23 protein-coding genes and 1 pseudogene are annotated in these 23,094 nt (G+C 63.7%); 10 read left to right on the plus strand and 14 right to left on the minus strand.

Translation table 11 applies throughout. The annotated features are described in order from the left end of the window. The first annotated feature begins 20 nt into the window (after positions 1–20). From JMY29_RS14415 to asd, 4 genes are all read left to right on the plus strand, one after another. A complete protein-coding gene (locus tag JMY29_RS14415) occupies positions 21–782 on the plus strand; it encodes a thymidylate synthase (protein ID WP_052247255.1) in 762 nt (253 codons plus the stop codon). After that, entirely contained in the window at positions 779–1,396 is a 618-nt protein-coding gene (locus JMY29_RS14420) for a dihydrofolate reductase (RefSeq protein ID WP_189075265.1), read from the plus strand. Before JMY29_RS14415 ends, JMY29_RS14420 begins: the two co-directional genes overlap by 4 nt. 2 nt (positions 1,397–1,398) lie before the next feature. Beyond that, the gene (locus JMY29_RS14425) at positions 1,399–1,632 is read left to right on the plus strand and encodes an NF038396 family protein (protein WP_018776726.1); all 234 of its coding nucleotides are present in this window, start codon (positions 1,399–1,401) and stop codon (positions 1,630–1,632) included. Between the two features lie 95 nt (positions 1,633–1,727). Further along, on the plus strand, positions 1,728–2,870 hold the full coding sequence (gene asd / locus JMY29_RS14430; RefSeq protein ID WP_055971632.1) for an aspartate-semialdehyde dehydrogenase: 1,143 nt from the start codon (positions 1,728–1,730) through the stop codon (positions 2,868–2,870). A gap of 183 nt (positions 2,871–3,053) precedes the next feature. Here asd and JMY29_RS20940 read toward each other — a convergent pair. Both JMY29_RS20940 and JMY29_RS14440 read right to left on the minus strand, forming a co-directional pair. Continuing rightward, positions 3,054–3,887, minus strand: a pseudogene (locus JMY29_RS20940) (type IV toxin-antitoxin system AbiEi family antitoxin domain-containing protein); the annotation flags it as partial. A 195-nt stretch (positions 3,888–4,082) separates the two neighbouring features. Continuing rightward, positions 4,083–5,204: a winged helix DNA-binding domain-containing protein gene (locus JMY29_RS14440; protein ID WP_189075266.1), complete on the minus strand. Its 1,122-nt coding sequence runs from the start codon at positions 5,202–5,204 to the stop codon at positions 4,083–4,085. Between the two features lie 85 nt (positions 5,205–5,289). Between JMY29_RS14440 and JMY29_RS14445 the strand changes: the two genes are divergently transcribed. Beyond that, positions 5,290–5,769: a hypothetical protein gene (locus tag JMY29_RS14445; protein WP_018776729.1), complete on the plus strand. Its 480-nt coding sequence runs from the start codon at positions 5,290–5,292 to the stop codon at positions 5,767–5,769. An 87-nt stretch (positions 5,770–5,856) separates the two neighbouring features. On the opposite strand, the gene JMY29_RS14450 is transcribed toward JMY29_RS14445, so the two are convergent. From JMY29_RS14450 to JMY29_RS14480, 7 genes are all read right to left on the minus strand, one after another. Further along, a complete protein-coding gene (locus JMY29_RS14450; protein ID WP_189075267.1) occupies positions 5,857–6,924 on the minus strand; it encodes a UDP-N-acetylmuramate dehydrogenase in 1,068 nt (355 codons plus the stop codon). A 9-nt stretch (positions 6,925–6,933) separates the two neighbouring features. Beyond that, positions 6,934–8,223, minus strand: a complete 1,290-nt coding sequence (locus JMY29_RS14455; protein ID WP_189075447.1) for an MFS transporter — start codon at positions 8,221–8,223, stop codon at positions 6,934–6,936. A 53-nt stretch (positions 8,224–8,276) separates the two neighbouring features. After that, positions 8,277–8,714, minus strand: coding sequence for a MaoC family dehydratase (locus tag JMY29_RS14460; protein ID WP_018776732.1), 438 nt, complete (start codon positions 8,712–8,714; stop codon positions 8,277–8,279). A gap of 2 nt (positions 8,715–8,716) precedes the next feature. Next, positions 8,717–9,166: a MaoC family dehydratase N-terminal domain-containing protein gene (locus JMY29_RS14465; RefSeq protein ID WP_189075268.1), complete on the minus strand. Its 450-nt coding sequence runs from the start codon at positions 9,164–9,166 to the stop codon at positions 8,717–8,719. Between the two features lie 54 nt (positions 9,167–9,220). Then, positions 9,221–9,445, minus strand: a complete 225-nt coding sequence (locus tag JMY29_RS14470) for a DUF3188 domain-containing protein (protein ID WP_018776734.1) — start codon at positions 9,443–9,445, stop codon at positions 9,221–9,223. A 95-nt stretch (positions 9,446–9,540) separates the two neighbouring features. Then, positions 9,541–10,458, minus strand: a complete 918-nt coding sequence (locus JMY29_RS14475) for a DUF2797 domain-containing protein (RefSeq protein ID WP_110503822.1) — start codon at positions 10,456–10,458, stop codon at positions 9,541–9,543. A gap of 19 nt (positions 10,459–10,477) precedes the next feature. Beyond that, positions 10,478–11,341, minus strand: a complete 864-nt coding sequence (locus tag JMY29_RS14480) for an HpcH/HpaI aldolase/citrate lyase family protein (protein WP_018776736.1) — start codon at positions 11,339–11,341, stop codon at positions 10,478–10,480. Between the two features lie 391 nt (positions 11,342–11,732). Between JMY29_RS14480 and JMY29_RS14485 the strand changes: the two genes are divergently transcribed. Genes JMY29_RS14485 through JMY29_RS14500 form a run of 4 tightly spaced genes read left to right on the plus strand, consistent with a single transcriptional unit; the run spans position 11,733 to position 15,565 of the window. Next, positions 11,733–12,761, plus strand: coding sequence for an ABC transporter substrate-binding protein (locus tag JMY29_RS14485; RefSeq protein WP_189075269.1), 1,029 nt, complete (start codon positions 11,733–11,735; stop codon positions 12,759–12,761). Between the two features lie 2 nt (positions 12,762–12,763). Further along, positions 12,764–13,651 (plus strand): ABC transporter ATP-binding protein, encoded by an 888-nt coding sequence (locus JMY29_RS14490; RefSeq protein ID WP_026267016.1) that lies wholly within the window; start codon positions 12,764–12,766, stop codon positions 13,649–13,651. Continuing rightward, entirely contained in the window at positions 13,651–14,571 is a 921-nt protein-coding gene (locus JMY29_RS14495) for an ABC transporter permease (RefSeq protein WP_055971616.1), read from the plus strand. Before JMY29_RS14490 ends, JMY29_RS14495 begins: the two co-directional genes overlap by 1 nt. A 55-nt stretch (positions 14,572–14,626) precedes the next feature. Next, complete coding sequence (locus tag JMY29_RS14500) at positions 14,627–15,565, plus strand: TauD/TfdA dioxygenase family protein (RefSeq protein WP_055971613.1); 939 nt, start codon at positions 14,627–14,629, stop codon at positions 15,563–15,565. Positions 15,566–15,673: 108 nt separating this feature from the next. Here the strand turns inward: JMY29_RS14500 and JMY29_RS14505 are convergent, their stop codons facing one another. The 5 genes from JMY29_RS14505 to JMY29_RS14525 form a co-directional block, all read right to left on the minus strand. Beyond that, positions 15,674–16,591: an aldo/keto reductase gene (locus JMY29_RS14505; RefSeq protein ID WP_039242560.1), complete on the minus strand. Its 918-nt coding sequence runs from the start codon at positions 16,589–16,591 to the stop codon at positions 15,674–15,676. A gap of 52 nt (positions 16,592–16,643) precedes the next feature. Continuing rightward, the gene (locus JMY29_RS14510; RefSeq protein ID WP_055971610.1) at positions 16,644–18,398 is read right to left on the minus strand and encodes a glycoside hydrolase family 13 protein; all 1,755 of its coding nucleotides are present in this window, start codon (positions 18,396–18,398) and stop codon (positions 16,644–16,646) included. Between the two features lie 78 nt (positions 18,399–18,476). Next, complete coding sequence (locus JMY29_RS14515) at positions 18,477–19,385, minus strand: carbohydrate ABC transporter permease (RefSeq protein WP_179128299.1); 909 nt, start codon at positions 19,383–19,385, stop codon at positions 18,477–18,479. After that, positions 19,385–20,329, minus strand: a complete 945-nt coding sequence (locus JMY29_RS14520) for a carbohydrate ABC transporter permease (RefSeq protein WP_189075270.1) — start codon at positions 20,327–20,329, stop codon at positions 19,385–19,387. Before JMY29_RS14520 ends, JMY29_RS14515 begins: the two co-directional genes overlap by 1 nt. A 22-nt stretch (positions 20,330–20,351) precedes the next feature. Beyond that, positions 20,352–21,584: an ABC transporter substrate-binding protein gene (locus JMY29_RS14525; RefSeq protein WP_189075448.1), complete on the minus strand. Its 1,233-nt coding sequence runs from the start codon at positions 21,582–21,584 to the stop codon at positions 20,352–20,354. 279 nt (positions 21,585–21,863) lie between these two features. Between JMY29_RS14525 and JMY29_RS14530 the strand changes: the two genes are divergently transcribed. Continuing rightward, the gene (locus JMY29_RS14530) at positions 21,864–23,093 is read left to right on the plus strand and encodes an ROK family protein (protein ID WP_189075271.1); all 1,230 of its coding nucleotides are present in this window, start codon (positions 21,864–21,866) and stop codon (positions 23,091–23,093) included. The last annotated feature ends 1 nt before the right edge of the window (position 23,094 follow it).

Raw genomic sequence — 23,094 nt, forward strand, 5'->3', positions numbered from 1 at the left:
AAGACCTCCTGCGCGACGTCATGGCCAACGGCACACACAAATCAGACCGCACCGGCACCGGAACGCGCAGCGTTTTCGGCCGCCAGCTGAGGTTCGATCTCGCCGGGAGCTTCCCGCTCATCACCACCAAGCGGGTCCATTTCAAGTCCGTGGCCGTGGAACTGCTGTGGTTCCTGCGCGGGGATTCGAACGTGAAGTGGATGCAGGACCAGGGAGTGACCATCTGGGACGAGTGGGCGGACGCGGACGGCGAACTCGGCCCCGTCTACGGCGTGCAGTGGCGCAGCTGGCCCACCCCCGACGGCGGCCACATCGACCAGATCTCCGAAGTGATGAAGAGCCTCGCCGCGAACCCGGACTCCCGGCGCCACATCGTCTCCGCATGGAATGTTTCCGAACTCAAGGACATGGCGCTGCCGCCGTGCCACGCGTTCTTCCAGTTTTACGTTGCCGACGGCAAGCTCTCCTGCCAGTTGTACCAGCGCTCGGCCGACACTTTCCTGGGTGTCCCCTTCAACATCGCCTCCTACGCGCTCCTGACGCTCATGGTGGCCCAGCAGCTTGGCCTCGAACCCGGCGAATTCGTGTGGACCGGGGGCGACGTCCACGTCTACGACAACCATGTGGAGCAGGTCGCGGAGCAGCTGAGCCGTGAACCGTACGAGTACCCGCAGCTGAAGATCCTCCGCAAGCCGGACTCCATCTTCGACTACACCGTTGACGACTTCGAGGTGGTCGGCTACCGCCACCACCCCACCATCAAGGCACCGATCGCGGTATGAGCGCTCCTTCCTCCGAGGATCCGGCCCAGCTTCCCGGCGTCATCTTCACGCAGGAAACCGCTGCCAGAATGACCGGCATCGGCATGATTTGGGCGCAGACCAAGTCCGGCGTCATCGGCAAGGACGGGACCATGCCGTGGCACCTGCCTGAAGACATGAAGCACTTCAGCCGGATCACCACCGGGCACCCCGTCATCATGGGCCGGCGGACCTGGGAATCATTCCCGGAAAAGTACCGTCCCCTTCCGGGCCGCACCAACATCGTGGTGACCCGCAACGAAAAGTGGGCATCCACGCCCGAGGCCCAAGGCGCCGTCGTGGTTTCCTCCCTGGACGAGGCACTGCTGGAATCCCAGTTTGCACCCGGAGGCCAGAAGGTGTGGATTGTCGGCGGCGGCGACATCTACCGCCAGTCCATGGGTATCGCCAACCTGGCGGTCATCACCATCATCGACACCGATGTGGAGGGTGACACCTACGCGCCCGAACTCGGCGATGACTGGACCTTTGACACCATGGCGCCCGCCGAAGGGTGGCTCACCGCCAAGAACGGCACCAACTACCGGTTCACTACATGGCGCCGGAACGTAAGCCAGAAAAGCCAGGAAGACTAAGCATGCTGAAAAAACCCGAAACCCTGTTCGTGCTGGGCTACATGCTGCTGCCGCTCTTCGCCCTGCTCTCAGCCATTGTTGGCCTGACCATGATCCTGGGCGGCAACAAGATCGTTGGAATCATCGTCCTGGTGGTCGTGACGCAGGTGTTCACCTTCGGTGCCTTCTTTGCCCTGCGCAAGCGCAAGGCCGCCCTGCTGCAGGAGTCGGACGCACTGCCTGCTCCCCGCGACTGAGTCAGCAGCATCACTGTGGCGGGTGCCGGCGTCGTGCTTCGCGTGCGTGACGTAACCAACAGCGGCACTTTGCTTCGAAAGTTTAGACTTGGTGAATGACTACAGCAGCTAATCCGTCCGTTGGACTGGTCGGTTGGCGTGGCATGGTCGGCTCAGTCCTGATGCAGCGCATGCAGGAAGAGAACGACTTCGCCAACATCAACCCGGTATTTTTCTCCACCTCGAACGCAGGAGGTGCCGCCCCGTCCTTTGCAGAGGGGGCAGGCAAGCTCGAGGACGCGTTCGATATTGAGACGCTTGCCAAGCTGCCGATTATTGTCACCGCGCAGGGCGGCGACTACACCAAGCAGGTCCATGGTGAACTCCGTAGCCGCGGCTGGGACGGCCTCTGGATCGATGCTGCCTCCACCCTGCGCATGAACGATGACTCGATCATCGTGCTGGACCCCATCAACCGCGACGTCATCGACGCCGGACTCTCCGGCGGCGTGAAGGACTTCATCGGCGGAAACTGTACGGTCTCCTGCATGCTCATGGGCCTCGGCGGCCTGTTCAAGAACAACCTCGTGGAGTGGGGCACGTCCATGACGTACCAGGCCGCTTCCGGCGGTGGCGCGCGCCATATGCGCGAACTCCTCAACCAGTTCGGCACGCTCAACAACGAGGTCAGCAGCGAACTGGACGACCCGGCATCGGCCATCCTGGAGATCGACCGCAAGGTGCTTGCCACCCAGCGCACCGGGGTTGACGCCACGCAGTTCGGTGTGCCGCTCGCGGGCTCGCTGATTCCGTGGATCGACGCCGACCTCGGCAACGGCCAGTCCAAGGAAGAGTGGAAGGCCGGCGTCGAGACCAACAAGATCCTCGGCACCGGAACCGGAACCGCGGGCAAAGACCACATCGCCATGGACGGCCTGTGCATCCGCATCGGAGCCATGCGTTCCCACTCCCAGGCCCTCACGCTGAAGCTGCGCGAAGACCTGTCTGTGACGGAGATCGAAAACCTCCTGGCCAAGGACAACGAGTGGGCCAAGGTTGTTCCGAACACCAAGGAAGCCTCCATGGCAGACCTGACCCCGGTTGCGGCATCAGGCACGCTGGACATCCCCGTGGGCCGTATCCGCAAGCTCGAAATGGGTCCGGAATACATCAGCGCCTTCACCGTGGGCGATCAGCTCCTGTGGGGCGCAGCCGAGCCCCTGCGCCGCATGCTCAACATTGTGACGGGCAAGCTCTAGGCTTCTCCGCCTCTCGTTCGAAATCCGCTGTTCCGCTGCTTTCCCGCAACGGAACAGCGGGTTTCGACGTTCTGGCCTCGACAAGGCAGTCTTCACTTGCCGTTCCACTTCGCACGGCCTGCCGAGATCCTGCCACTCGATTCGGATAACGTCCCAGCCCAATGCATTGAGTGCTTTCTCACGTCTCCGTTCCTGAAAGACCACCTCGTCAGTGGGCGCATAGTCGAAGTACTTGGTACGGCCGTCGAACTCGAGAATAACTTTGCTGTCCGGCCATCCGAAGTCTCCGCGGTAGCGACCGATGGGAGTATCGACTTCGAGCTGAAGCACGGCTTCCGGGATTCCCAGCCTCTCCAAAAGAGCACGCGTCCGGGTCTCGCCCACAGATTCGGAACGGCCATCCATTGCGTCCAGCACCCGCCGCAAGCGTCGAGCGCCTCTCGTGATCCGGCCCCCGTCCACATAAGCCTGAATCAACACCGGATCCGCCCCTCTGCGAAGGGCTTGGTCTGCGACCACCAGTGCCCGTTCGAATTCCAGGGTCCGGGCACAATCGACGACAGTGCGCTCCAGGCTCGTCACTCTGGCGGGTCGCCCCCAAGGAGTCAGGATCTCAACAATCTCGGCAGCTTCCAGCGCTGCACCATGTGCCCGTACATCCTCCCCGGAACTTGTCTGGGCCGGCGAGAACGGCGTGGTGACGTGCACCAGGGGCCCACCATCCCACGGTGCGCATCCATGCAGGCGCGCGGCACTGGCATGGCTGTAAAGAATGGCCGAGCGCGAACTAAGCTGGTGTGCTTGGATTCTCAGCAGGTCCTGCTCCCAGGGAGGTCGGCGACGCCAGTCTGAGCTTCGGGCGTATGCGCCCCGTCTTACCCGAATAAGCTTGCCGGAGCGCACACCCGCTGTCAGCACGCGGGCGCCCAAGCCTTTTCCTGCGAGGTCCGACGTAACAGCAATGGTGCTGTCAGGCCAATTGGCGGCTATTAGTGCATCCAGTTTTCGCGATTGCATGCATTCATCGTGAGTTGGTCCAGGATGTCAGGACATCCCATTTCCGCCGTATGTGGACAAGTGCTGCATCAAACCATGCCCGCGCGGAGACGGCCCTTGGCGCGCAGCCCCTAATAACGTCGCGGACCCGCAACAACGTCGTTGGGCTGCAACGAAACAGCGGGCCGACAACGACTTTGAGGCGTAGCGAGCAGGTCAGCCGGCCATGAACTTCAGGTAGGCCCGGCCCTGTGCCTGGAACGACCGTACCGCCGCCGGCCCCAACGTCCCCGCGAACGGCTCAGGCTCGACTCCGATGGTCTTGCCACTCGCCGTCCTCGCCCAAGTCCCGATCACTTCACCCCCGGAGACGATGATCCGCTTGAACACGCCGTTCTTTCCCGGGACCACCAACTCCGCGAATTCAGGGGCAAGGACCAGGCTCCGGTCCTGGTAGCCGAGCAGGTATTCGTCGAACCCGGGAAGAGCCAGCAACGAGCGCGAGCCGGGGACGCCGTCGTCGAGCATTGCAGCTGACTCCGGCGAGAGCCAGTAGCTGGTGCCGCCGGACTCCAGCTCAACCAGGCCGTCCCGGACTGTATCTAGGGCAGCCCGCGCCTCCTTCAAGGGGATCTGGCTCCACCACGAGAAATCCTTGATGGTGGCCGGCCCGCGACTCCTCAGATAGCGGAAGAGCAACTCAGTGATGCCTTCCTCCCTGTCCAGCTCCCGTGACTGGTGGATCCATTCATCGAAAGGCACAAACAGCTGCTGCACGCCCACCTTGCCGTTGGACACCGCCATGGGCCCCTGAACCAGCCATGCACGCTGGCAGAGGCTGCCGAGCAGGTGGATGCCGCGTTGGGCTTTGGTGAGCTGGCCGGCCTCCTCGAACGCAAGGAAAAGCTGCTCGCGGCTTGCGCCCGGCGCGCCTTCGGCCTTGAGCGTGTCGAAAGTTGTGAAGGCGATGTCCCGGCAGTGGGCTATGTCGTCGGGCGTGATGGCAAGTTCCCGGTGGCGCCCGGCCACCATGTTCATCAAGCGGCCACTGGTGATGCCCAGGATCCAACGGAGGTCCTCTGGTGCCAGCAGATGCAACGTGCCGCGCATCGGCCACGAACGCACCACCGTCCCGGCGTCGAGGGCCGCCCGGACGTCGGAGGCCGCAATACCGGGAACCCGCTGCCCCAAAGCCCACAGCGCAGCGCCAAGGTCCTGTGCCTGCATGGCGGTCATCCAACGGACGGCATCGGGGACGGTCGGAAGGCCGTTACCCAACAGGCCTTGGGCAGCCAGCCGCAAGCGGCCCAGGACGCGCGGGGTGAGGGGTGCAGGCATGCTTCATCCTAAATGGACCGGCAAGTACAGGGAACCTTGCCGCGCCTCCCAGCCGTCACCCAGCAGCGGCTCCTAGGATGAATTCATGCTTTTTGGTGATCTCGCTCCGTTTGTGCGGCCGTTGAGCCGGTGGTTGGCAACCGCCGGTTGGTTCTGCACGCTCGTGGGACTTGGCTCCGGGCTGATCGTGGCGGTGGGAACGGGAGTAAGCCTCTCCCCCTCCATGCAAGCCATCCAGACCGTCAGCTTGGTGGCAACCGCTGCGGCCGCGCTGCTGATAGGAACGGCAGCGGCCAGCCAGCCCCTTGCGGATCGCCACGACGACGCCCCGGAACCCTGGTACTACCCCGCCGCGGCAGCGCAGGTCCGCAGCTTCCTCCTCGGAGCGATCGTGCTGCTGCTCGGCTTGGTGGGATTCGCCACGGCCGGCGTGTTCATGCCCAGCGGCCCGTCGCCGCAAAGCATCGCGTTCAGCCAGATCTTCCTGTTGGGATCGGTCAGCTGCGGACTCACGTTCCTGCTGCTCAACAAGGTGCTGCCAATCGCCGAACGCCGCACACGCTAGCCCACACGCGCCGAGGGGCGGGATCTCAACCCTAAGCCACGCCCTATACACCCGAAAGCTTGCCCCTCGCGGGAACACGCGAGGGGATTAGAGGCTGGCGCCGATCAGCAGCGGCTCCGGGTGCAGTTCAATGCCGAAGCGTTCGACGACGCCGGCCCTCACCTCGCGCGCGATGGCGAGCATATCCTCCGTGGAGGCCGAGCCTCGGTTGGTGATGGCCAGGGTGTGCTTGGTGGACAGGGAAGCCCTCCCCCCGGAAACGCTGGTCTCCTCCAGCCCGAAGCCCTTGCCGAATCCGGCCTGGTCGATCAGCCACGCGGCGGAGAGCTTTACCAGGCCATCTGAACCGGCCGGATACTTGGGGGCATTCTCCGGCAGCCCTGCCGCCTGGTCGGCGGGGACAATGGGGTTGGTGAAGAAGGAACCCGTGGAGTAGGTGTCGCGATCGGACGCGTCCAGGACCATGCCCTTGGATCCCCGGAGCCGCAGGACTTCCCGGCGGACGTCGTTCGAGTAGGCACGCTTGCCTGCCTCTACGCCCAGCGCCCGGGCCAATTCCGCGTAGCGGACCGGGGCGCTCATCCGGCCCAACGGCAGCTGGAACTCCACGGTCAGGACCACGTAGCGGGGGGATCCCTCAACAGTGGTTTGCTTCAGGATTGAGTCACGGTAGCCGAACTTCAGCTCGGAATTGGTGAAGGTCTGGACAGCGTTGCGCTCCCGGTCCCATGTCCGGACCGCGGCAATGGTTTGTGACACGTCCGCGCCGTACGCGCCAACGTTCTGCACCGGGGTGGCGCCCGTGGCACCCGGGATGCCGGACAACGCCTCCAAGCCTGACCACGCGTGCAGCACGGAATATTCCACCAGCGCATCCCAGTTGTGGCCCGCCTGTACCACCACGGAGACACCGCCGCAGCTGTCCTCGGAGTTCACGGTAAAGCCCTCGGAAGCGATTTTTACCACGGTGCCGGGGAAACCGTCGTCGGAGATCAGCAGATTGGACCCGCCGCCAATGATCAGGAGTTTCTCTCCGGCGGCGTCTGCCGAGCGGACGGCGTCGATGATTTCGGCTTCGGTGCGGGCTTCAATGTAGTTCCCTGCGGGGCCGCCGACGGCAGCTGTGGTCAAGTCTGAAAGAAGCATCTGGGTCACTAATCAAGCCTAACGGGCATCGGCCGGCTCCACCGACGAGGCCTTTTGCTTGCCCGCCAGGGGTGCCAGGAAGAAACTGACCACCAACAGCGCCAGAGGGGCCAGCAGCGAATGGAGGATGCCGAAGTGCTCTGCCAGCAATCCAAGGAGCGGAGGACCGCACAGGAACGCCCCGTAGCCGATGGTTGACACCACGGAGACGCGGGCGGCGGCATGAACGGGATCATCGGCGGCAGCAGACATACCGACGGGGAAGCCCAACGAGGCGCCCAGTCCCCACACCGCCAGCGCAACGAACGCAAGCCACGGAACCGGTGAAAACACGAAAAGCGCAAGACCCGCGACGGCGGTGGCCGAGCACCAGCGCATCACCAGCACCCGCCCGAACCGGTCGAGGATGACTGTCCCCGTGAAGCGGCCGATGGTCATGAACGTCACGAACACCCCGTAACCTACGGCGCCCGCTGCGTCGCTTTGGCCGTGCCCGTCTGCCAGTGCCAGAGCCACCCAGTCACCCGCCGCACCCTCAGCCAAAGCCAGGCCAAGGACAAGGACTCCGATCAGCAGCGTCCGGCGGTCACGCCATGCGAGGGCCACAAGCCGTTTGTTGTCCAGCGGTGCGGTTGCCTTGCCGCCCTCTTGGCCGGCCGGCGTTGGAGTAATAACAGGCAGCGGGCCCGTGGAGGGGTCCCGGAAGGTATCGGTCTCGTGGGGGCTGAATTTAGTGGTGGCTTGGGCGGTCTTTTCCGATCGGAACCAGAAGCCGGCAGTCACCACCGAGGCCGTCACCACGAAGCCGGAAATCAGGAAGTGCCAGAACACCGGCATGTGCACGGCAGCTGCCCAGGCCCCGAAGCCCGCCGCAGCCACGGTTCCCAGGCTGAACGCGCCGTGCAGGTGCGGCATGATGTGCCGTTCAAGTTCGCGTTCAAGCGCCGCACCCTCGACATTGGACGCCGTATTCCAACTTGCCGTACCCAGGCCGAGGACCACCAGTCCTGCGGCAACCACTAACGGATTGGCGGCAAGCGAGGTCCCGATGCCGACCACAACCAGCCCCGCCCCCACCATGCAGCTGCCGATTCTCGTGGTGAGCTTGGGACCGAGCCGAAGCACGATGAGGCCCGAGGCTGAAATCGAGATGAAGGACGCCACCGTCATGCACATCAGCAGCAGCCCGATGCCGCCTGGAGTCAGGTCCAGGCCGTCCCGGATGGCCGGCAGCCGGGACACCCAGGTAGCGAAGGCCACCCCGCTGGCAGCATAGGACGCCAGAACAGCGGCGCGCCACCGCAACATCGCAGTCGCAGTGGCGCTCGGTTTGCTGCCGTGTGGGGTGGTGTTCTGTTGGTTCAAGAGACCTTCACAACCGCCTGCGACTTCATGAGGACTTTCTGTCCGGCCGCTACCACGGTGAGGTCGATGCGGGCGGTGCGGGCATCGGCGTCGAGCGCTCCCACCACGCCGGTGACGTCAATGACAGCGCCGGCCTCATCCGTGCCGGTTGTGTCGGCGACCAGGACCGGCTTGGTGAAGCGCGTCTGGTAATCGACGACGGCGGCAGGGTCGCCTGCCCAGTCGCTCACCAACTGGACTGCGGCGCCCATGGTGAACATGCCGTGGGCGATGACGCCCGGGAGTTCCACGGAGGTAGCGAACGCTTCGTTCCAGTGGATGGGGTTGAAGTCCCCCGACGCTCCTGCGTACTTCACCAGGTCCTGGCGGGTGACGGGAATGCTCCGCGTGCCGATCTCCTGGCCAACGCTGAGTTCTTCGAATGTGTGGCTCATGGTTACTGTCCCTCTCCGCGGACCAAAATGGACGAGGTGGTGGTGGCGACCTTCTCGCCGGCTTCCGTGGAGATTTCGGAGCGTGTGGTGATCATCGCTCCCCCACCCATGGCCCGGACGCCGTCGACATGCAGCTCGGCTACCAGACGGTCGCCGGCAACGATCGCGCGGTGGTGCGTGAACCGCTGGTCGGCGTGGACCACCCGGGAGAAGTCGATGCCCGATTCGGGATCCTCAACCAGTTGGGCATCGGCACGTTGGGCGACAATAATGGCGAACGTTGGCGGTGCCACGAGGTCGCTGTGGCCCAGGGCCTTTGCTGCCTCAACATCGAAGTGCGCCGGGTTGGTGGCCTTCACGGCCTTGGCGAACTCGCGGATTTTTTCACGGCCGACGTCGTATATCTCTGCGGCAGGGTAGCTGCGGCCCTGCAGGTCCGGATTGATACTCATGGTCCAACCCTATCGGGCGGCGGCTTCCCGGGCAGCGTGAAAACCGCGGGCACGCTACTTCTTGTAGCTCTTGCGGATCTTCTGGCCCCGGACCACCATTCCGGTGACGTGCAGGATCAAGCCGACACCGATCACGGGCAAAGAGGCCATGGCCAGCGCCTGGTTCCCTGTGGTGTTCCCAACAATGGACAGGATGAGTCCCACAGCGATCAGTCCCATGGCGCTGAAAACCAGCGCTTTGTAGGAGGTGGAGGCGGTGGCCCAGAATTGTTCTAGCACCGTCCAAGTCTAGCGGGGTGGGTGCGAGGGGTTGGCTTTCAAGGGAAAGAAGCGCTTTTTAGGGTCGGGATGTCGCCCCTCGCCGCAACGGGAGGTCAGAAGAGCGAGTCCTGCAAGGCCGGGATCTCGGTAGTGTGCGGACCGAATTCGATCTTGCGGCCCTTCAATGCGCCCAGGTCGGCAACGAAGCTGCCCTCGACCTCGTTGCCTGCAGCGTCCGGCAGGCCCGCCAAGGCGATCGCCCCGGACAGTGAGTGGATCCGCAGACCGTGCCCGCCGTCGTCGAACGTTGCCGGGTAGCGGTGACGCACGCCGCCGGGACGGACAGTGCAGAGGGTGTCGGCCAGGGCGGGCCTGTCCCACTCTTCCTCCACAACGGCAAAACCGGTCATGGCCAGCCCGCCCAGCAAGCTGCGCACGCGCCCGGCGTGCTGCCGGTTCACGGCTGAAAGCTCGACGGCGTCGCGCGGCTCCACGAGTCCGGCCACCTTGGCAGCGGAACGGACCTGCTGCACGAGGCCGAGCTCGCGGGTCACAAGGTCCTCCAGGACCCGGACAACACGGCCATCTTCGGCATGGGCCACGTAGGAAGCGTGAACCGCTCCCTGCTCCGCGAGCCTGTTCCATTTGCGCGGCGCCGACGCGGTACCGATTTTGGTAGCCCCGTTCGCGAAGGTAGCCACGTAGAGCCAATGCGGTTGCATCAGGTACGCGCGGAGGCCCGTGGGAACGGAGCCGCCCCGGTGGAAGTCGTGCATCAGCCGGGAATCATCGCGGGCGAAGCAGGTCCCGCATTGCTTGCCCCGTTCAGCAGGAGAGCCACTGGGGCAGGGAACGTGCGTGCGCTCTCCCGGGCCGTGGACCTTGCTGTGGCCCAGGCACCACAAACCGGGGGAAACGCGCAGGCCCAGGGCTGAGCCCCGGGCCAACGCAACATCAGTGAACTCCGACTCCGGCGACCAAAGCCGCAACGCCGCAGAGAACGAGTCCCATACGACTCCGTGGACGAGCATATTTACTTGACCGGCATGCCTACAGCGAAGGCTGGACTCCGAAGGCGACGGCGAGCTTCATGATCTTCTCGGCGCGGCCCAGGCGCGGGAGGTCGGAGCCGTCGCGGATCACGCGGCCGTTGGCTTCGAAGTCGTTCATGAAGTCGGTGGCCCAGGCGACATCGGATGGCGTGGGGCTGATGACCTCGTTGATCACAGTGGTCTGGTCAATGGCCAGGCAAAGCTTGCCGGTCATGCCCATGGTCACGGTGATTCCGGTCTGCTCGCGCAGGATGGGGTGGTTGGTGCCGACGGTGGGGCCATCGATCGGTCCCGGCAGGTTGCCGACGCGGCTGGCGACGACGAGCTTGGCCCGCGGGTACGCCATGGCTTCCGGGGTGGCCGCCATGCCGGTGTCGCGGCGGAAGTCGCCCGAACCGAACGCGAGCCGGAATGCTCCCTGCGCACGGGCAATGTTGTTGGCTTCCTCGATGCCGAGGGCGGACTCAACCAGCGGAATAACGGGAGTCTTGCCGTCCATGCGGTGGTAGGACTCGGTGACCTGGTCGGCGGACTCGGTCTTGGCCAGCATCACGCCGAGCAAGCCGGGAGTTCCGCGCAGTCCTGCGAGGTCGTCGGCCCAGAACTTGCTGGTTGCATCGTTGATACGGACCCAGGCCTGGCCACCTGCGGTCAGCCAGTTCACCACGTTCTCGCGCGCAGCGTCCTTCTGGGACGGGTCCACGGCGTCTTCGATGTCAAGAATGATGGCGTCAGCGCGCGAACCCGCGGATTCGTCGAAAAGCTCCGTTTTCATCGCGTTCACAAGAAGCCATGAGCGGGCGATGTCGGCGGGAATGTTGCGGGTGGGCCGAATGGATTCGGCGGCGATGCTAGACGTCATGTATCTACCGTATCTGCCCTGCCGCCCGCTAGGCGAAGAATTCGGCCTCCTTGTGAGGATCAATACGAACTAAACCCCATATGACTGTGGAGTCCCGCAGTATGAACGTCCGACGGCGGTCCGCGCCAGTCATTTCAGGCGCACCTGTCGCTGTTGTTCACGGGACTCAATACGGCGTCTTTGAGTCCTCCGGTTGCCGGACGTGGCTCAGGATTTCGCCCGGTTTCGGGCTGTTTCGCAGCGTTTCCGGGCGTTACCGCGCCACTTCCCACACGCCGTCGCCATGGGCTTTCATCGTTCCCAAGCCGTTGCGCAAGGTCCCCGGCCATTGCGTCAGCCGGCTCACCCGACACCCAACCCAACCCACCCCAACCCATCGAAAGTAGCTCCCATGAAACTGCATCTGCCCCTCCTGAGCGTCGCGGCCGCCGTCGTACTAGCGCTGACGGTGAGCGGCTGCGGCGGTGCAGCCGAAGCCGGACAAGGCGGCCAGCCTGGCAACGAAGTCAAAGAACTTCGGTACCAGGGCTCGGCCAACAACGTGACTTTCCCCGAACTGGCGGCAGACCTCGGATACCTCGGCGACCTGAAACTCGACTGGGTGGGTAACACCACCAGCGGTCCCCAGGACATCCAGTCCGCTGCGACGAACCAGACAGACTTCGGCGGCGCGTTCTCCGGCGCGGTAGTCAAACTGATCGAGGCCGGAGCCCCCGTCAAGGCTGTGGTCAACTACTACGGTTCGGATGAGAAAACCTTCAGCGGCTACTACGTCAAGTCGGACAGCTCCATCAAGGAACCCCGCGACCTGATCGGAAAAAAGATCGCGGTCAACACCCTTGGCGCCCACCATGAAGCCGTCATCAACAGCTACCTGACCAAGAACGGCCTGAGCCAGGACGAGATCAAGCAGGTCCAGCTGGTTCCTTTGGCCCCCAACGACACGGAAGAAGCAATCCGCCGCGGACAGGTGGATGCGGGCACCCTGGGCGGTGTCCTCCAGGACCGGGCCATTGAGGCCGGCGGCCTGCGGTCCCTGTTCAGCGATGTTGGACTTTTCGGCAACTTCGCCGGCGGCCAGATCGTCCTCCGCAGCGACTTCATTGAAAAGAACCCGAACACCACACGCACCTTCACCACGGGCGTTGCCAAGGCCATCAAGTGGGCTGCGGAAACACCGCGTGATGAAGTCATTGCCCGGTTCACCAAGATCATCGAAAGCCGCGGACGCAACGAAAGCACGGCAAACCTGAAGTTCTGGAAGAGCCCCGGCGTGCCGGATGCAGGCGTGATCCAGGACCAGGACTTCACGCGGTGGGAGGCGTGGCTGAACTCGGCCGGAATCGTCAAGGACAAGCTGACGCCGTCCAAGTACTACACCAACGACTTCAACGATCTCGCCGCTGCGAAGAAGGGATGACCATGACCGCGAAGATCAGCCTCAGGAACGTCAGCAAACAATTTACGGTCCGGGCCTCGAAGTCCACTCCCGCGACGACGCTCACAGCCATCGATTCCCTCAGCCTGGATGTCCGCGACGGCGAATTCCTCACCTTGGTGGGGCCCAGCGGTTCGGGCAAGACCACACTTCTGGACCTGCTTGCCGGGCTTTCCACGCCCACCTCGGGAGAGGTATTGGTGGACGGCAAGGCAGTAACCGGACCGGGCAAGGACCGGGCCGTGGTGTTCCAGCAGTACGCCTTGTTCCCTTGGCGCACGGCCTCGGCCAACGTGTCGATCGGGCTTGAAGGAGCCGGCCCGGATGGCAGGAAACTGAACCGCCGTGAGCGCGCCGCGAAAGCCAGCGAGTACCTGGCGCTGGTGGGCCTGGCGGGCTTCGAGGACCGCTACCCGCACGAGCTGTCCGGCGGTATGAAGCAGCGTGTAGCCATCGCCCGGAGCCTGGCCTACGAGCCGGATGTGCTGCTGATGGATGAGCCGTTCGCAGCCCTGGACGCGCAGACCCGCGAGCAACTCCAGGACGAGCTCCTCAGGATCTGGAAGGCCACGGGCAAGACGATCGTGTTCATCACCCACGGCATCGACGAAGCCGTGTACCTCGGCGAGCGCGTTGCCGTGCTCAGCGCCCGCCCGGGACGCCTCAAGGAAATCGTGGACATCAATATCCCGGACCGGGAGGGCGACGAGGACATCCGTTCCCACCCCGCCTTCGTGGAGCACCGCCATCAGGTATGGACCCTGCTGCACGACGAAGTCCGCCGGGCACAGGACGCGGGCCACCGCAAGATCCTGCCCGACGGCAGCGCCCCTGACGAACCCGCCACCATCTCCGAAAGGAGCGCAGCCTGATGACCACCACGCTTACGCAAAAAGAAGCGGCACCCCAGGCCGGCGTCGTGACCGGTGCGAGGACCGCCGTCGCACCTTCCCGCACGCAGGACCCCCACAAGGAACGTTCGACGCCGGCAGCCAGCCGGGTCCGGCGGGTCACCGCGGCGCTGGGCTCGGGCTTGTGGAAGTCCGCAGCGATCGTGGCGTTCCTGGCGCTGTGGGAGCTGGGGCCGACGTACCTGGCGAGTCCATCGACGCGGGTGTTCCTGCCTCCGCTGCATGAGGTCCTGCTGGCGTGGGGAAAGCTGTTCGAATCCGGGACCATCCAGGGCCATATCGCGGCCAGCCTGACCCGCTCGGTAGCCGGCTTCGGCGCGGCCCTGGTGGCGGGCGTTTCGCTGGGCCTCCTCATCGCTTGGTACGGACGACTGAACTCGGTGCTGAACCCGTTGCTGGAGCTGTTCAGGAACACGGCAGCGCTGGCCTTGCTGCCGGTGTTCACGCTGCTGCTGGGCATTGGCGAGGAATCCAAGATCAGCATCGTGGCGTACGCTGCGTTCTTCCCGGTCCTCCTGAACACGATCGCCGGTGTGAAGACCGTGGACCCGCTGCTGATCAGGGCTGCGCGGTCGCTGGGACTCAACAGCTTCCGGCTGTTCCAGAAGGTCATCCTGCCCTCTGCCGTTCCCACGATCTTCACGGGCATCCGCATGGCCGGCACCGCGTCCATCCTGGTGCTGATTGCTGCTGAAATGGTGGGCGCCAAGGCCGGTTTGGGCTACCTGATCGTGAACGCGCAGAGCAGCTTCCTGATCCCGGACATGTACGCGGGCATCCTCACGGTGTCCTTGCTGGGACTCGGCGTGAACTTCCTGCTGGTCGGACTTGAACGGCACTTCTCCCGTTGGCGGACCGCCGTGGGCGCCGCAGCTTCCTAGAAACCACCCCCGCGGCATCCGCCGCAACCATCACAACAAGTAAGGAAACAGAACCATGACCGTCATTACCGAAACCAAGCTCGAATTCGCCAAACTCGGTTCACGCATCGGCGCCGAAATCCGCGGGCTGGACATCAGCGGAGACCTCAGCGAGGACACTGTGGCGCAGATCCGGGCAGCGCTCAACGAACACAAGGCGCTGGTGTTCCGGGAGGCGAACATCCTCAGCGATGAGGCACAGGTGAAGTTCGCTTCGCACTTCGGCCCGCTCACCAAGGCGCACCCGACAGTGGCATCGGTGGAGGGCGAAGAGAACGTCCTTCCCGTGGACAGCGAGAACGGCTCGGCCAACAACTGGCACACGGACGTCACTTTCGTGGTCAACCCGCCGCAGGCTTCCACGTTGCGCAGCATCGACCTGCCCGCCTACGGCGGCGAGACCCTGATCGCGTCCTCAGCCGGCGCGTACCAGGACCTCCCCGATGAGCTGCGCACCTTTGCCGATTCCCTGTGGGCCATCCACACCAACGATTACGACTACTCGGTGCCCAAGAACCTGGAACACCAGAACGCCGAGGAACGCCGCAAGGAATTCACCCGGCTGAAGTTCGAGACGGCCCACCCTGTAGTGCGGGTCCACCCTTTGACCGGCGAGCGCGGATTGTTCATTGGGGGCTTCGCGCAACGGCTCAGGATCGTGGGCTTGTCCAACACCGAATCGAAGGACATCATCCGTCTGCTGCAGGCGTATGTGACACGCCCGGAGAACGTGGTCCGGGTGAATTGGGAGCCGAACCAGGTGGTCCTGTTCGATAACCGCATCACGCAGCACTACGCACCGGACAACTACGACGGCCAGCCGCGCAAGCTCAACCGGGTGACCATTGCCGGTGACATCCCGCTCAGCATCGAAGGCAAGCCGAGCCAGGCGCTCCAGGGCGACTCAAGCACGTACTCCGTGGTCGCTCCGGTGACTGCGCCTGCCGTTTCGTAGGGGCCTGTATGTGTTGCTGTTTTAACCCGGCTGAGTCGCAGTCGGGATCGTTCCGAACGCCGGGAACGATCCCGGCTGCGACTCAGTCCGGGTTAAGGTCAGTAAGGGTTAGGGGAGGTTGCTTCCGCGCGCCGTTGTCCACAGGCCATACCACTGCGCCCGGGTCATGTCCTTGGCCACGGCGGCCGCGTCGGCGCACGCTGTGATCCGGGCGGGATTGGTCGTTCCAACCACCGGCGAGATGCGGGCCGGGTGTTTCATCAGCCAGGCAAGCAGCACCGATTCAGGGGTTGTGCCGTGCACGCCGGCCAGTTCTTCGAGCATCGTCGCTGTTGCCGACTCAGCCAGGGACAGGTCACCGGACTTCGCACCTGTATAACGCCCCTGGGCCAGGGAACCGTAGGCCTGCAGCTCGATCCCGTGGGACATGCAGTACTCCAAGGTTCCGTGCGGGAAGCTGTAGCCCGCATCCCCGGGATGATTGACCAGCACGGTGCTCTCCAGCCAGTCGCTGCGAAGCAGGCTCATTTCAAGCTGGTTGGCCACTATGGGAGTCTCCAGCGCGTCCTGCAGGAAAGCGATCTGAGCGCCGGACATGTTGGACACACCCAATTGCCGCACCTTGCCTTCGGCCATTAACTGCCCGACGGCGTCAGCTACCTCGCGCGCGTCCATCAAAGGATCCGGCCGGTGAAGGAGCAGGACGTCCACGTAGTCCGTTTGAAGGCGTTTCAGGCTTTCGTTGACCCGTTCGAGAATCGCTTCACGGCTCAGGTCGTAGTGGGTTTGCAGGCCCCGCTCCCCCAGCCTGATTCCACACTTGGTTTGGAGCGTGATCTTTTCGCGCAGACCCTGCGAACGGGCGAGGACTTCGCCGAACACGGCCTCGGACTTTCCGTTGCGGTAAATGTCCGCGTGGTCGAAAAGGCTTATCCCGATGCCCTGTGCAGCGTCCATCACAGCGGCGGCCTGGTCAATCTCGGCAGCACCGTAGGACGTGCCGTCCCAAGGACCGCCGAGCCCCATGCAGCCATAGATGAGGCGTCCCCGCCCGTTCGCATTGGTCAATGTGGCTCCTTTAGGCCTTGGCAACGATCCAGGCCGTGGTGTCGGACGGCAGCTTTCCGTTGTCCAACGGACCGCTTGCGACGACAAGCTCACCTTCCGGCAGGTCAACGGGCTCCCCGCCGAAGTTCGTGACCGTGTGCCATCCGCCGGGCCGGCTGAAGTGCAGCACCTCGGCGTTGCCGGTCTCCACCCACTCGAGTTCTTCATCCGTTTGCAGTTCACTGCGCAGGCGTAGTGCCCGCCGGTACAGTTCCAGGGTGGAACCCTCGACGCCTTCCTGCTTTGCTACGGCGTAGTCCGCGAACCATTCGGGCTGGGGCAGGTGCGCCTGGCCGGTACCGAAGCCGAAGGAGGAGCCCTCCGCAGTCCACGGCAACGGGACACGGCAACCATCGCGGCCGATCTCCACGCCCGGGTTCCTGAAGAACGACGGGTCCTGGCGTTCGGAGTCGGGGATTTCCGTTACTTCGCGAAGGCCCAGTTCCTCCCCCTGGTACAGGTAAGCGGAGCCCGGAAGCGCAAGCAGCAGGAGCGTCGCGGCGCGGGCGCGACGCAAGCCGAGTTCGACGTCGAGCTCCTCGGCCGGCGCGCCGGCAAGCAGCCAGCCTTTTCCGTCCTGGCCTTTGGGCTCTCCGCCCGTGATGTCCTGCGCCGCGTTGGTTCCCTGCGCCACGGAACCACCCTTGGGCAGGCCGTAGCGTGTGGCGTGCCGGACGACGTCGTGGTTGGAGAAGACCCACGTGGATGAAGCTCCGGACTCCTTGGCGGCCACCAGATTGTCCGTGATGATCTTCTTGAACGACGCGGCATCAAAGTCGGACTGCAGCAGGTCGAAGTTGAATGCCTGGCCGAGACCTTCCGGGCTGGCGTAACGGGCACGGCGGGACTCGTGGACCCAGGCCTCGGCCACAGCGGTGCGCGGCGGGTTGTACTCGTTGAAAAGCTTGCGCCACTCGGCGTACACCTCGTGGACTTCGTCGCGGTCCCAGAACGGGTGGGAACCGTCAATGAAGCCGTCGGTGCCGTGGGCCTTTGCCTCAAGGTCCGCCTTCATGGGCAGCGGCTCGGAAAGGTCTTTGGCCATGCCGTGGGCTACGTCGATGCGGAAACCATCCACGCCGCGGTCCGACCAGAAGCGCAGGGTCTTCAGGAAGTCCTCCCGGATCTCCGGGTTCTCCCAGTTGAAGTCCGGCTGCTCCTTGGCGAAGATGTGCAGGTACCACTGCCCCGGGGTGCCGTCGGGTTCGGTGATCCGTTCCCAGATGGGTCCGCCAAACACCGAGTCCCAGTCCGACGGCGGCAACTCGCCGTTCTCGCCCTTGCCGTCACGGAAGATGTAGCGTTCGCGAGCCGCTGAGCCCTTGGGCGATGCCAGGGCTTCCTTGAACCATTCGTGACGGTCGGAGGAGTGGTTGGGAACGATGTCCACCACGATCTTGATGCCGGCTGCGTGCAGGGCAGCTGCCATCTCGTCGAAGTCCTCGAGCGTCCCGAGCTTCGGGTCCACGTTGCGGTAGTCGTCGACGTCGTATCCGCCGTCGGCGAGCGCTGACGGATAGAACGGGCTCAGCCAGACGGCGTCGATCCCCAGTTCCTTCAGGTAGGGAACCTTGGCCGTGATGCCCTTGATGTCGCCCAGACCGTCTCCGTTCGCGTCATAAAAGCTACGCGGGTAGATCTGGTAGACAGCCGCCTGGCGCCACCAGTTGGGATCGGACATGCGGTCTGCGTCGGTTCGGTGTGCCTGAGTGGCGGAGGTGCTCACGAAACTCCTTTGATTTAGAATCTAAATTTAGCTCCGGGACCAGTATGAAACGCCGGTCGCGGAAGGTCAATATTTGGTCTAGCCCTTGACGGCGCCTTGGGTGACACCGGCCATGACCCACCTCTGCGTGAAAAGGTAGGCAATGATTGCCGGTGCCATCGCCATCAGGTACGAGGCAAAAGACACGTGGTAGTTGTTGCTGAATTGAGTCTGGAACAGGTTTTGCCGGACCGGAAGCGTCTGCAGCGCCGGATCCGAAATGATCAGCGACGGCATCATGAAGTCATTCCACGCATAGAGGAAGGCAAAGATCCCTACTGTGGCGCTCATGGGTGCCAGGAGCGGGAAGATCAGCTTCCAAAAGGTCTGCCACGTGGTGGCTCCGTCAATCCTGGCGCTCTCTTCAAGTTCCATGGGGATTGAACGCAGAAACGCCGTGAAGAGCAGCACGCTGAAGCTCAGCTGGAACATGGTAGCCAAGAGGATGACGCCGAAAGGGTTGTCCAGTCCGAGGCGGCCCGTGAGTTGGATCTGCGGGAGGGCAACCACCGGGAACGGAATGAACATGGCACCCAGCAGGTAGAAGAACGAGTACCTGAAGAACCGGCGTTCCCAGTTGCGCACGATTGCATATGAGGCAAAGGCAGCCAGGACGATGGTGGCCACGACGGTCCCCGCCGTGACCAGCAACGACATCGCAGCGCCCACCGGGAAATTCGTCAAGGTCCATGCCTGGACGAAGCCGTCAATGCTGAACGGTGCGGGAAGGGAAAATGCGTTGCCGTCCACTGCCTGGCCCTGGGTCTTGAAGGCCATGGAGATCGTCACATACAGGGGCAGCAGGACAGTCACCGCACACAGCACAAGGATGGTGGTTGCCGGCCAGTTGACGCGCTCCGGGGACGGAACAGCTTTCTTCCGCCGGTCGGTCCGGGTACCGGTCCCGCGTTGGGTGTCATCAATGGTGAGGGTGGCTTGAGTGGTCATCAGAGTGCGTTCCGTCCGCGAGTCAGCGAAAGCTGAAGGAGAGAGATCAGGATGGCGACCACGAAGAAGATCGTGGCGTTGGCCATTTGGTAGGCGTAGTCCCCGCCATTGAAGCCCGCAATCACTGTCATGGCGATGCTTCTGGTGGAGGTTCCCGGGCCACCATTCGTCAGCCCCACAATGATGTCGAAGGCGTTCAGGAAGCCCTTGAAACCGAGGATGACGTTGATTACCACATAGCCGGCAACGAGTGGAAGCGTGATCCTTGTCAGCTGCTGGAACTTTCCGGCACCATCGATCTCGGCGGCCTCGTAGACATCCCCCGGCACGGCCACCAGCCCCGCGATGTAGATCAGCAATGCTCCCGGAACGGCCTGCCAGGCAGTCACCAGCACCACCGCGATCCATGCGAGGTCCGGGTTGGCCAGCAGGCTGTTTTCCAACCACGGGATTCCTGCCGCAGCGCCGGCCGCGGGCAGGGAATTCGAGAACAGGAAGTTGAAGACGTAAGCGATGATGATGCCGGAGACCACCATCGGAATAACGAAGACCGTCCGCAGTGCTGTCTTCATCCGGATGCGCGCGGTCAGTCCCACAGCCAGCAGGAAGGCAACCAGGTTGACGGCGATTACCGTGACGATCGAAAAACCGAACGTGAACAGGTAGCTCTGCAGGATGGCAGGATCACTGAAGATCGCGATGTAGTTGGTGAGGCCGACGAAGTCCCAGTCCCCGATTCCGATGGAGTCGGTGAAGCTGAAGAAGATGCCGATAATGCCGGGAACCGTGATGGCCAGGGTGAACAGGACCAGGCTCGGCACCAGGAAGAAGTAGAAGATGGGTTCCACCCGGCGCTTGCTCCGCAGTGCGGGGCCGGCCTTTTGCCGGCGGGCTCGCTCTTGGCCGGACGTGGTGGATGTGGATGACGTGGTCATGCTGGACATGTCTGACTCCCTGGAATCTGCACTACTGGCGGAACGCCAGCCGCGCCCAATCTGCGTCGAGTGTGCGGAGGGTGGATGCAGGGGATGCGCCGAAGACGATTGCCTGCGTGTAGTTCATGATGGGGATGGTGCGCGGAACCAGTACCGATGGGCCTTGGTACACGCGGGACTGCTCGAAGTACTCCACCATTCCCGCAACCCGGGGGTCGGTGGCCTTGGCGGAATCCTTGGTGGGCGCAAAGCCCAGCTGCGATGCGTTGTAGGAGTCGATTACTTCAGGACGGTAGAGGTACTCCAGGAAGTCGCGCGCGGCTTCCTTGTGCTGTGACGCTTCCGGGATCCAGGCCGCAAGGTCGACGTTGACGCGGACGCGCAGATCCTGGGGGTCCTCGGTCATCGGCAAGGGGAACGTACCCAGGTCCATGCCGGGGGCCGTCTTGGCAATTTCACTGAACGCCCAGGGGCCCTGCAGGTACATGGCCGCCTTGCCTTGGGAGAACGCGAGGTTGCCGTCCCCGTACGCCCGGCTCGCGGCATCCTTGTTGACGTAGTTCTGCGCCAGCGTCAGCATCTTCCCCACGGGCTGGTCAAAGTCCTTTTGGAAGGACGCCGATGAATCCGGCCCCACCCGGGTGCCTTCGGCGTCGAGCTTCTTGAAGAAGTCAAGGGTGTCCACTTGGCCGCCCACCGAGTAGTCGAACCATCCTTGCGCAATCGTCCAGTCGTCCTTCCACGTGGCGTAGAAGGGGGTGACGCCCGCTGCCTTCAGGGCATCACACGCTGCGATCAGTTCGCTCCAGGTCCTGGGCACGGCGATGTTGTGCGCTGCGAAGATCTCCTTGTTGTAGATCACCGAGGACGCCATGACCGAGTACGGCAATGCACTGGTGCGGCCGGGATAGGAACCGTACTGGTCCATAAGCGGCTGGAGGTCCCCACGGATACGGCCGGCAGCTTCAGTGCCGGACAAGTCACTGAGTGCTCCCCTTTGCACGAAGCGGGAAGTCTCCATGTTGTAGTTCGCCAAGGCCACGTCCGGCGGGTTGCCCCTGACGAAGCTGGCCGAAACGACGTCAACGCCAGAGGTGTCCAGTACTACCTCGGTTTTGTCCTGGGAGGCGTTGTAGTCTGCGACGAGCTTGGTCATGAAGCCGATGGCCTCCCGCTTGCTGAAGGTGAAGCGGATGGTCTCCTTGCCTGGTGCCCCGGTACAGCCCGAGAGGAGACCGGCCAGGAGGGCCAACCCCAAAACCATCGCCGCCAGGCGTTTCCTGCGCGTTGCTTTCACAGACTCCGTAGTCCTTTCGTCGCGGGAACTCCGGATGGCTTCCATGCCATGGCGGAGTGGCCGGCCGCGGCCTCGTCCCCAACTTTTGATAGGTGATAAATTTATAACCCATCGATAATGTTGGGTGATGGGCGCCACAGCGTCAAGTGATGGACGAAATGTGTTGTCATCTAAATTTATGCACTAAATTTAGATGCACCGTCCCGTCACTCCGATGGGCGGCTTCCTCATCCATCGGGAGTCGGAATGCTGACCGGAACTGCTCCGTCCACCCAACTCGTCCGCCGGGTCAATGCCGGCGCGATGCTCAAGGCCATGCGCGGCGCCGGAGTGGTGACAGGCACGGAACTGATGGCGTCCACCGGACTCTCCCGCGCCACGGTCATCTCCATCTGCGACGAACTGGTCAGGCTCGGGTGGCTCCAGGAACTGGAGAACCAGCGGGGAGCCGGGGAATACGTCAAAGGCAGGCCGGCCCGACGCTTCGTTTTCGACGACAGCGCGGCCACCGTGATCGGAATCGACATCGGCGCCAACAAGATCACCGCGATCGTGGCTGACATGGCCGGCACTCCACTCTCCCAAGTCACCATGTCCTTCCGGACGGACACCGTGGGCGCCGATGAGCGTGCCGATGTCCTGGACAAGATCGCAGCCGACGCGTTGGAGAAGGCGGGCGCGACAGCGGACTCCGTACTGGCCGTTTCCGTCGGAGTTGCTGCCCCGGTCAGCCGTGACGGGGAAGTCCTGACCGCCCAGGAATTCTGGAAGTCCTTCGATGTCCGCGGGATCATCTCCGAGCGGCATGGATGGAAAGTACTCCTGGAAAACGATGCCAACCTGGCCGCGTTGGCCGAGCGATGGCAGGGCACAGCCCAAGGCGTGGACAACCTGGTGGTCATGCTGGCCGGCGACCGGCTGGGTTCCGGCATCCTGGAGTCCGGCCGCTTGCTGCACGGCCAGCGTGGCGGATTCGGGGAGCTCGGGTTCCTCGAAAACGTGGACGGCGTGGGCGACACCTACGGAATAGCCCACTACGCAGTGCTCTGGGGACAGGAGGCCCTTGAATCGCCGGGGGACAACTCGGTACTGGGCGAACTCTGCGGCCACGATCCCGCCGCACTGACCGCTGAAATGGTCTTCAAGGCAGCGGCCGACGGCGACCACGCCGCCTTGAAGGCCCTGGAGCGCGTGGCAGGGCGCATGGCCCGGGTGATCGGTTCCATCTCCACGTTGGTCAACCCTGAGCTGGTGGTCATTGCAGGCGGCGTGGCACCCTCGGCCCAAGCTTTGCTTCCTGGCATTGCGAAGCAGCTGCCGGACTTCACATTCACTCCCCCGCGGCTGGCTGCCTCGGTCCTGGGCGACGGGATCGTGTCGCTTGGCGCGATCCGCCACGCCCTGGACTACGTAGAGGAACACGCCCTGGACCTTTACCCGGCGTCCTTACCGAAACACCCGGCGTCGAAACACTAAG

This window comes from Paenarthrobacter nicotinovorans, from assembly GCF_021919345.1.
GTDB lineage: Bacteria > Actinomycetota > Actinomycetes > Actinomycetales > Micrococcaceae > Arthrobacter > Arthrobacter nicotinovorans.

Excerpts from the sequence above, each read along its gene's own strand:
- JMY29_RS14460 (WP_018776732.1), bottom strand. The coding sequence starts at position 8,714 with ATGAGCCACACATTCGAAGAACTCAGCGTTGGCCAGGAGATCGGCACG.
- asd (WP_055971632.1), top strand. The coding sequence starts at position 1,728 with ATGACTACAGCAGCTAATCCGTCCGTTGGACTGGTCGGTTGGCGTGGC.
- JMY29_RS14500 (WP_055971613.1), top strand. The coding sequence starts at position 14,627 with ATGACCGTCATTACCGAAACCAAGCTCGAATTCGCCAAACTCGGTTCA.
- JMY29_RS14515 (WP_179128299.1), bottom strand. The coding sequence starts at position 19,385 with ATGACCACTCAAGCCACCCTCACCATTGATGACACCCAACGCGGGACC.
- JMY29_RS14420 (WP_189075265.1), top strand. The coding sequence starts at position 779 with ATGAGCGCTCCTTCCTCCGAGGATCCGGCCCAGCTTCCCGGCGTCATC.
- JMY29_RS14440 (WP_189075266.1), bottom strand. The coding sequence starts at position 5,204 with ATGCCTGCACCCCTCACCCCGCGCGTCCTGGGCCGCTTGCGGCTGGCT.
- JMY29_RS14490 (WP_026267016.1), top strand. The coding sequence starts at position 12,764 with ATGACCGCGAAGATCAGCCTCAGGAACGTCAGCAAACAATTTACGGTC.
- JMY29_RS14505 (WP_039242560.1), bottom strand. The coding sequence starts at position 16,591 with ATGGGGCTCGGCGGTCCTTGGGACGGCACGTCCTACGGTGCTGCCGAG.
- JMY29_RS14465 (WP_189075268.1), bottom strand. The coding sequence starts at position 9,166 with ATGAGTATCAATCCGGACCTGCAGGGCCGCAGCTACCCTGCCGCAGAG.
- JMY29_RS14455 (WP_189075447.1), bottom strand. The coding sequence starts at position 8,223 with ATGTTGCGGTGGCGCGCCGCTGTTCTGGCGTCCTATGCTGCCAGCGGG.
- JMY29_RS14485 (WP_189075269.1), top strand. The coding sequence starts at position 11,733 with ATGAAACTGCATCTGCCCCTCCTGAGCGTCGCGGCCGCCGTCGTACTA.
- JMY29_RS14475 (WP_110503822.1), bottom strand. The coding sequence starts at position 10,458 with ATGCTCGTCCACGGAGTCGTATGGGACTCGTTCTCTGCGGCGTTGCGG.
- JMY29_RS14495 (WP_055971616.1), top strand. The coding sequence starts at position 13,651 with ATGACCACCACGCTTACGCAAAAAGAAGCGGCACCCCAGGCCGGCGTC.
- JMY29_RS14445 (WP_018776729.1), top strand. The coding sequence starts at position 5,290 with ATGCTTTTTGGTGATCTCGCTCCGTTTGTGCGGCCGTTGAGCCGGTGG.
- JMY29_RS14520 (WP_189075270.1), bottom strand. The coding sequence starts at position 20,329 with ATGTCCAGCATGACCACGTCATCCACATCCACCACGTCCGGCCAAGAG.
- JMY29_RS14480 (WP_018776736.1), bottom strand. The coding sequence starts at position 11,341 with ATGACGTCTAGCATCGCCGCCGAATCCATTCGGCCCACCCGCAACATT.
- JMY29_RS14525 (WP_189075448.1), bottom strand. The coding sequence starts at position 21,584 with ATGGTTTTGGGGTTGGCCCTCCTGGCCGGTCTCCTCTCGGGCTGTACC.
- JMY29_RS14530 (WP_189075271.1), top strand. The coding sequence starts at position 21,864 with ATGCTGACCGGAACTGCTCCGTCCACCCAACTCGTCCGCCGGGTCAAT.
- JMY29_RS14415 (WP_052247255.1), top strand. The coding sequence starts at position 21 with ATGGCCAACGGCACACACAAATCAGACCGCACCGGCACCGGAACGCGC.
- JMY29_RS14425 (WP_018776726.1), top strand. The coding sequence starts at position 1,399 with ATGCTGAAAAAACCCGAAACCCTGTTCGTGCTGGGCTACATGCTGCTG.